Here is a 6,156-nt window from a genome sequence, read left to right as displayed (position 1 = left end):
GGGCGGGCGATTTCCGTCAGGGCCACGGGGGCGGCATTGGCCGCCTGGGGTGCCGTCATCAGGTTCATGGGGTCGAGCCAGAGCACCGTGGGGCGGATGGGCAGGCTCTCCTCGGCCGCCGCCAGGTGGGCCTGCAACTGTTCCAGGGTGGCCTCCAGCCAGCCGCTGCCGCTATGGGCGGCGGCCAGGGCGGCTTCGTTGTCGGCCAGCTGTTGGCGCAGCTGGGCCACGTCCTGGTGGTGGGCGCCTTCTGCTTCCAGGCCGTTGAGGCCGGCCCGGCTCTGGGCCATGAGTGCCAGGCGGTGCCGCAGCAGGCCGTGCTCCGCCTCCAGGGCCCGGCCCCGGGCCTGGCTGGCGGTGATTTCGGCCAGGGCGTCCAGCACCAGGGCTTCCAGCACCATCTCCTGGGTGCGCTGCTGCAGGGCCTGGGGGCTGGCGGAAAAGCCCACCAGGCGGAAGTCCCCGAAGCTGATGCTGTGCCGCTCCACGTCCCGGCGCAGCAGGTCCCCTTCCAGGGCGGTGCCCAGGGTGGTGTGCTGTTGCGGCGTGGCGGCGACGATGCAGTAGATGGTGTCGCCGCAGCCGTCGCCGCCGCTGTCGAGGAATTCCCGCAGGTCCGGGCTGGCATTCACGGTGGCGGTGATGTCCTCGGGGCGGGCGAAGAGGGCCCGCAGCACCGGGCTGGCGGCCCAGCGGGAGGCTTGCAGGGGAAGGCAGTCGGCCTGGCGGGCGGCGATGCTGCGGGCGTAGTCGAGGGCGTGGGCGACGGCCGGGGCAAGGCGCTCCCGGGCGCCGTGCATGGCCTGCAGGCGCGGATCGACGCCGGCCATGACCTGGTGGATGGCCTGTTGCAGGCCGTCGTCCGCCAGGTCGCTGTGGCGGGGGCCGAGCAGCCAGTCGAAAAAGCCCATGGCGTGCGCGTGAGCGGGATGCCGGCGGGCGCGGCCGCTCAGGCGGCGGGCCGGCCCACCATGTCCAGGGCCACGGCTTCGGCCACCTTGATGCCGTCCACCCCGGCGGAGAGGATGCCTCCGGCGTAGCCGGCGCCTTCGCCGGCCGGGTACAGGCCCCGGGTGTTGAGGCTCTGCAGGTCGTCGCCGCGCTTGATGCGGATGGGGGAGGAGGTGCGGGTCTCGACCCCGGTCATGACCGCGTCGGCCATGGCGAAGCCGCGGATCTGCCTGTCGAAGGCCGGCAGGGCTTCGCGCAGGGCCTGCACCACGTAGGAGGGCAGGCACTGGGAGAGATCGGTCCAGTGCACTCCCGGCGTGTAGGAGGGCTCGACCCCGCCCGGGGCGGTGGAGGGGCGCCCGGCGAGGAAGTCACCGACCCGCTGGGCGGGGGCGGCGTAGGTGCCGCCGCCGGCTTCGAAGGCCTTCGATTCCCAGTGGCGCTGGAAGTCGATGCCGGCCAGGGGATGGCCCGGGTAGTCCGTCTCCGGCGCGATGCCGACCACGATGCCGCTGTTGGCGTTGCGCTCGTTGCGCGAATACTGGCTCATGCCGTTGGTCACCACCCGGCCCGGCTCCGAGGTGGCGGCCACCACGGTGCCGCCGGGGCACATGCAGAAACTGTAGGCGGAACGGCCGTTGCTGCAGTGGTGCACCAGCTTGTAGTCGGCGGCGCCGAGCAGGGGGTGGCCGGCGAAGGGGCCGAAGCGGGCCTTGTCGATGAGGGCCTGGGGATGCTCGATGCGCACGCCGATGGAGAAGGGCTTGGCCTCGATGTAGACGCCCTTGGCGTAGAGCATGTGGAAGGTGTCCCGGGCGCTGTGGCCCACGGCCAGCACCACATGGTCGCTGGGGATGCGCTCGCCGTCGGCCAGCACCACGCCGCGCACCTGGCCGTTGCCGGCGGCATCCCGCTCGATCTCGATTTCCTCGACCCGGCAGCCGAAGCGCACTTCGCCGCCCAGTTCGGTGATGTTGGCCCGCATCTTCTCCACCATGCCCACCAGGCGGAAGGTGCCGATGTGGGGCTTGCTGATGTAGAGGATTTCCTCCGGCGCCCCGGCCTTGACGAACTCTTCCAGCACCTTGCGCCCGTGGTGCTGCGGGTCCTTGATCTGGCTGTAGAGCTTGCCGTCGGAGAAGGTGCCGGCGCCGCCTTCGCCGAACTGCACGTTGGAATCCGGGTTCAGCTCGCCCTTGCGCCACAGGCCCCAGGTGTCCTTGGTGCGTTCCCGCACCGCCTTGCCCCGCTCCAGGATGATGGGCTTGAAGCCCATCTGGGCCAGCAGCAGGCCGGCGAAGAGGCCGCAGGGGCCGGTGCCGATGACCACGGGCCGCGTCGCCAGCTGGGCCGGGGCCCGGGCGACGAAGCGGTAGGTGGTGTCGGGGGAGGGCATGACGTGCTTGTCGCCGGCCAGGCGCTTGAGCACGGCGGCCTCGTCGCGCACCTCGGCGTCGATGGCGTAGATGAAGACGATGGCGGACTTCTTGCGCGCATCGAAGCTGCGGCGATAGACCGAATAACCCAGCAGGTCCCCGTCGGCGATGCCCAGACGCTGGCAGACGGCGCTGCGCAGGTCCGCTTCGGGGTGGTCCAGGGGGAGCTTGATTTCGGTCAGTCGTAGCATGGGATGAATCCGTAACACCGGGGGGGAGCCAAGGCCGCCATTTTACCCGCTTGGCCGGCGGCCCGCCGCGGCGGCAATGGCGTGGCGCCAGTAGTCGTCAGGGGGATGGGCTGGGAGGCAGAAAGGACGGGCCTGCCGGCGATGCTGTGCCCGGCAGCCGCATCCCGCCTGCCTCTCAGGGGTGCCTAGTTTTCGGGCTTGACCAGGCTGTTGGCCAGGGCGATGTAGTCGGCCACCGGCACGTCCTCGGCCCGGGCCGTGGGCTTGATGCCGTGGGCTTCGAGCCAGGCTTCGCCGCCCAGTTCCTTGAGGGTGTTGCGCAGCATCTTGCGCCGCTGGGAGAAGGCGGCCTGCACCACCTTTTCCAGCAGGGCCGGGTCCTTGGCCGTGAGTTCTTCCTGGGGACGGGGAATCAGGCGCACCACGGCCGAATCCACCTTGGGCGCCGGGTCGAAGGATTCGGGTGGCACATCCAGCAGCCAGTCCATGTAGAAGCGGTACTGCAGCATTACCGAGAGGCGGCTGTATTCGCTCTCGCCGGGCAGGGCCACCATGCGCTCCACCACTTCCTTCTGCAGCATGAAGTGCATGTCCCGCACCATGGGGGCGAAGCTGGCCAGGTGGAAGAGCAGGGGGGTGGAGATGTTGTAGGGCAGGTTGCCGACGATCTGCAGGTTGGGGCCCAGCTGGCCGAAGTCGAACTCCAGGGCGTCGCCCTCGTGGATGGTCAGCTTGTCCTTGGGGTACTGCTTTTTCAGGCGGGCGATCAGGTCCCGGTCGATCTCCACCACGTGCAGGTGGTCCACCCGGGCCATCAGGGGCACGGTGAGGGCGCCCAGGCCGGGGCCGATTTCCACCACCTGGCCGTCCCGGGGCGGATTCACGGCGCCCACGATGTCGGCGACGATTTGCGGGTCCTGCAAAAAGTTCTGGCCGAAGCGCTTGCGGGCGATGTGTTTCATGGGGACTCGATGATTAAAGGGTGGGGAGCTGGGGTCGGTGCCGCCGGACTGCCGCGCCGGCGGGCGGGCGACAGGCGAAGGGGGCGTATTTTACCCGCAGCTTCAGTCCGTTACCTTTATTTTTGCCGCCAGGGTCTGCAACTGCTCCAGGCCCGGCTCCTTGCGCGGCCACACCAGGCCGACGCCGTCGCCGGCGTGGCGGGGCAGCACGTGCAGGTGCAGGTGGGGCACGGTCTGCCAGCCCTGGGGCCGGTTGGCCTGAAGGATGGTGATGCCTTCGGGGCCGAAGGCGTCCTGCACCGCCAGGGCGATCTTGCGGGCGGCGCGCATGAGGGCGGCGGCGGTTTCCTCGTCGGCGTCGAGCAGGGTCTCGAAGGGCTTCTTGCTCACCACCAGGACGTGGCCCGGATTGACCTGGCCCGCATCCATGAATGCGAAGACGTGGCCGTCCTCGTACACCTTGGCGCAGGGCAGTTCGCCGTTGATGATGCGGCTGAAAACGGTCTGGTTCATGGCTTCTCCTCGTGGCTGTGGCGGGCAGTATAGGCCAGGGGGCGGAGCGGGCATAATGGCGCCTTCCCTTACAGGTTCCGCCCCCATGTCCGCAGCCGCCTCCTGTCCTCCCAAGCCCCTGGCCGGCCTCAAGGTCGTCGAGCTGGGCACCCTCATCGCCGGGCCCTTCGCCTCCCGCCTGCTGGCCGAGTTCGGCGCCGAGGTGGTGAAGATCGAGTCGCCGGACGGCGGCGATCCCCTGCGCAAGTGGCGCAAGCTGTACGAAGGCACCTCCCTGTGGTGGTTCGTCCAGTCCCGCAACAAGCAGTCGGTGACGGTGAACCTGAAGCATCCCCAGGGGCGGGACATCGTGCGCAAGCTGGTGGCGGAGGCGGACATCGTGGTGGAGAACTTCCGCCCCGGGGTCATGGAAAAACTGGGCCTCTCCTGGGAGGAACTATCCGCCCTCAACCCGGGCCTGGTCATGCTGCGCCTCTCCGGCTTCGGCCAGACCGGGCCCTACAAGGACCAGCCGGGCTTCGGCGCCGTCGGGGAGAGCATGGGCGGCCTGCGCTACATCACCGGCTTTGCCGACCGGCCGCCGGTACGCACCGGCATTTCCATCGGCGATTCCATCGCCGCCCTGTGGGGCGTCTTCGGCACCCTCATGGCCCTGCGCCACAAGGAGGTGCAAGGGGGCAAAGGGCAGGTGGTGGACGTGGCCCTGTACGAGGCCATTTTCGCCATGATGGAATCCCTGGTGCCCGAGTTCGACGTCTTCGGCTTCGTGCGGGAGCGCACCGGCAACATCATGCCCGGCATCACCCCCTCCAACACCCATAAGACCCGGGACGGCAAGTTCGTCACCATCGGCGCCAACGGCGATGCCATCTTCCAGCGCCTGATGCGGGCCCTGGGGCGGGAGGATCTGGCGACCGACCCGGGCCTGGCCGACAACGCCGGCCGGGATGGGCGCCGGGACGAGGTGTATGCCCTGATCGACGCCTGGGTGGCGGGCCTGGACGAGGCCGAGCTGCTGGCCAAGCTGGAAGCGGCGGAGGTGCCCGCCTCCCGGGTCTATTCGGCGGCCGACATGTTCGCCGATCCCCAGTTCCTGGCCCGGGAGATGATCCAGTCCGCCCGCCTGCCGGACGGCAAGGACTTCAAGGTGCCGGGCATCGTGCCCAAGCTTTCCGCCACCCCGGGCGGCACCGAATGGCTGGGGCCGGGGCTGGGGGAACATACCGAGGCGGTGCTGACCCGGCTCGGCTACGACGCCGAGGCCATCGCCGCCCTGCGCGAGGCCGGGGCAATCTGAGAGAATAGGGGCCTCGGCTTGCGGCCGTTGCCGCTGCCGCCAGGTGCTCCGGTGGTGGTTCCGGCCTGAGCCGGAGGGCGGCCGTTTCAGTCCAGCTTGAAGCGCACCGGCAGGATCGCCTCCCGGGGCGCCCCTTCCGGCAGGGCCTTGAGCTGGCGGGCGGCGCCGACGGCGGCCTGGTCCAGCAGGAGCTGGCCGCTGCTGCGCTCCACCCGGGCCGCCTGCACATTGCCGTTGGCGTCGAGGAACAGCAGCAGCAACACCTCGCCCTGCAGGCCCCGGGCAATGGCCTCGGGCGGATACAGGGGCTGCCGCGCCAGCTGGCTGAAGGCGCTGCGGGCGGCGTTCCCCGCCAGGACCGGGTAACCGTTGAAACTGGCCGGCGGCTCCTTGAAACGGGCCGGTGCCGGTTTGGCCGAGGCCTTTTTCTCGGGCTTGGGCTTGGCGGTCGCAGGTTTCTCCGGTGGTGGCGGCGCTGCTTCTTCCCGGGGCGGTGGCGGCGGCGGTTCCTGGGCGGCAGGCGTCAGAGGCGGCGGGCGCAGGCGCGCCTGCAACGGCACGGCGGCCCGGGCCGGCGCCGCCGGAGGCGGCAGCAGCAGGAGCGCGGCGGCATGGAGCGCGAGAGAACAGAGAAGGGCGGCGTGAAACCGGTGGAACCGCATCGGCAGTCGCAGAAGGATCGCAAGGGGCCCGTTGCGGGCCGTGAGCAAAAGCGTCTTTAGACCACAAGCCGGGGGGGCGATGCAAGCGCCTTCGGCGGCACAACGGAAGCGAATGATGAAATTTTCCCCCACCCTGCCCACCTG

General features: G+C 69.9%; 6 protein-coding genes. 1 reads left to right on the top strand and 5 read right to left on the bottom strand.

Annotation, left to right across the window (positions count from 1 at the left end; all coding sequences use genetic code 11):
- The 4 genes from AC1RTA_RS16145 to AC1RTA_RS16130 form a co-directional block, all read right to left on the bottom strand.
- The coding region (locus tag AC1RTA_RS16145) for a hypothetical protein (protein ID WP_492785318.1) at positions 1-911 on the bottom strand (911 nt) is incomplete at its 3' end.
- A 38-nt stretch (positions 912-949) separates the two neighbouring features.
- Complete coding sequence (locus AC1RTA_RS16140) at positions 950-2,578, bottom strand: NAD(P)/FAD-dependent oxidoreductase (RefSeq protein WP_152089755.1); 1,629 nt, start codon at positions 2,576-2,578, stop codon at positions 950-952.
- Positions 2,579-2,763: 185 nt separating this feature from the next.
- Positions 2,764-3,540 (bottom strand): 16S rRNA (adenine(1518)-N(6)/adenine(1519)-N(6))-dimethyltransferase RsmA, encoded by a 777-nt coding sequence (rsmA, locus tag AC1RTA_RS16135; protein WP_014235166.1) that lies wholly within the window; start codon positions 3,538-3,540, stop codon positions 2,764-2,766.
- A 102-nt stretch (positions 3,541-3,642) separates the two neighbouring features.
- On the bottom strand, positions 3,643-4,053 hold the full coding sequence (locus tag AC1RTA_RS16130; protein WP_014235165.1) for an HIT family protein: 411 nt from the start codon (positions 4,051-4,053) through the stop codon (positions 3,643-3,645).
- 85 nt (positions 4,054-4,138) lie between these two features.
- Here AC1RTA_RS16130 and AC1RTA_RS16125 point away from each other — a divergent pair, with 85 nt between their 5' ends.
- Positions 4,139-5,350, top strand: coding sequence for a CaiB/BaiF CoA transferase family protein (locus AC1RTA_RS16125; RefSeq protein ID WP_152089754.1), 1,212 nt, complete (start codon positions 4,139-4,141; stop codon positions 5,348-5,350).
- 86 nt (positions 5,351-5,436) lie between these two features.
- Here AC1RTA_RS16125 and AC1RTA_RS16120 read toward each other — a convergent pair whose 3' ends face one another.
- Positions 5,437-6,012, bottom strand: coding sequence for an energy transducer TonB (locus AC1RTA_RS16120; RefSeq protein ID WP_492785317.1), 576 nt, complete (start codon positions 6,010-6,012; stop codon positions 5,437-5,439).
- Positions 6,013-6,156 lie beyond the last annotated feature (144 nt).

The sequence above is a fragment of the Azospira sp. MPR-E4 genome (genome assembly GCF_058809645.1).
This window is presented reverse-complemented; position numbering and strand designations above follow the sequence as displayed.

Coding starts and splice junctions, on each gene's coding strand:
- AC1RTA_RS16140 (WP_152089755.1), bottom strand. CDS start 2,578: ATGCTACGACTGACCGAAATCAAGCTCCCCCTGGACCACCCCGAAGCG.
- rsmA (WP_014235166.1), bottom strand. CDS start 3,540: ATGAAACACATCGCCCGCAAGCGCTTCGGCCAGAACTTTTTGCAGGAC.
- AC1RTA_RS16130 (WP_014235165.1), bottom strand. CDS start 4,053: ATGAACCAGACCGTTTTCAGCCGCATCATCAACGGCGAACTGCCCTGC.
- AC1RTA_RS16125 (WP_152089754.1), top strand. CDS start 4,139: ATGTCCGCAGCCGCCTCCTGTCCTCCCAAGCCCCTGGCCGGCCTCAAG.
- AC1RTA_RS16120 (WP_492785317.1), bottom strand. CDS start 6,012: ATGCGGTTCCACCGGTTTCACGCCGCCCTTCTCTGTTCTCTCGCGCTC.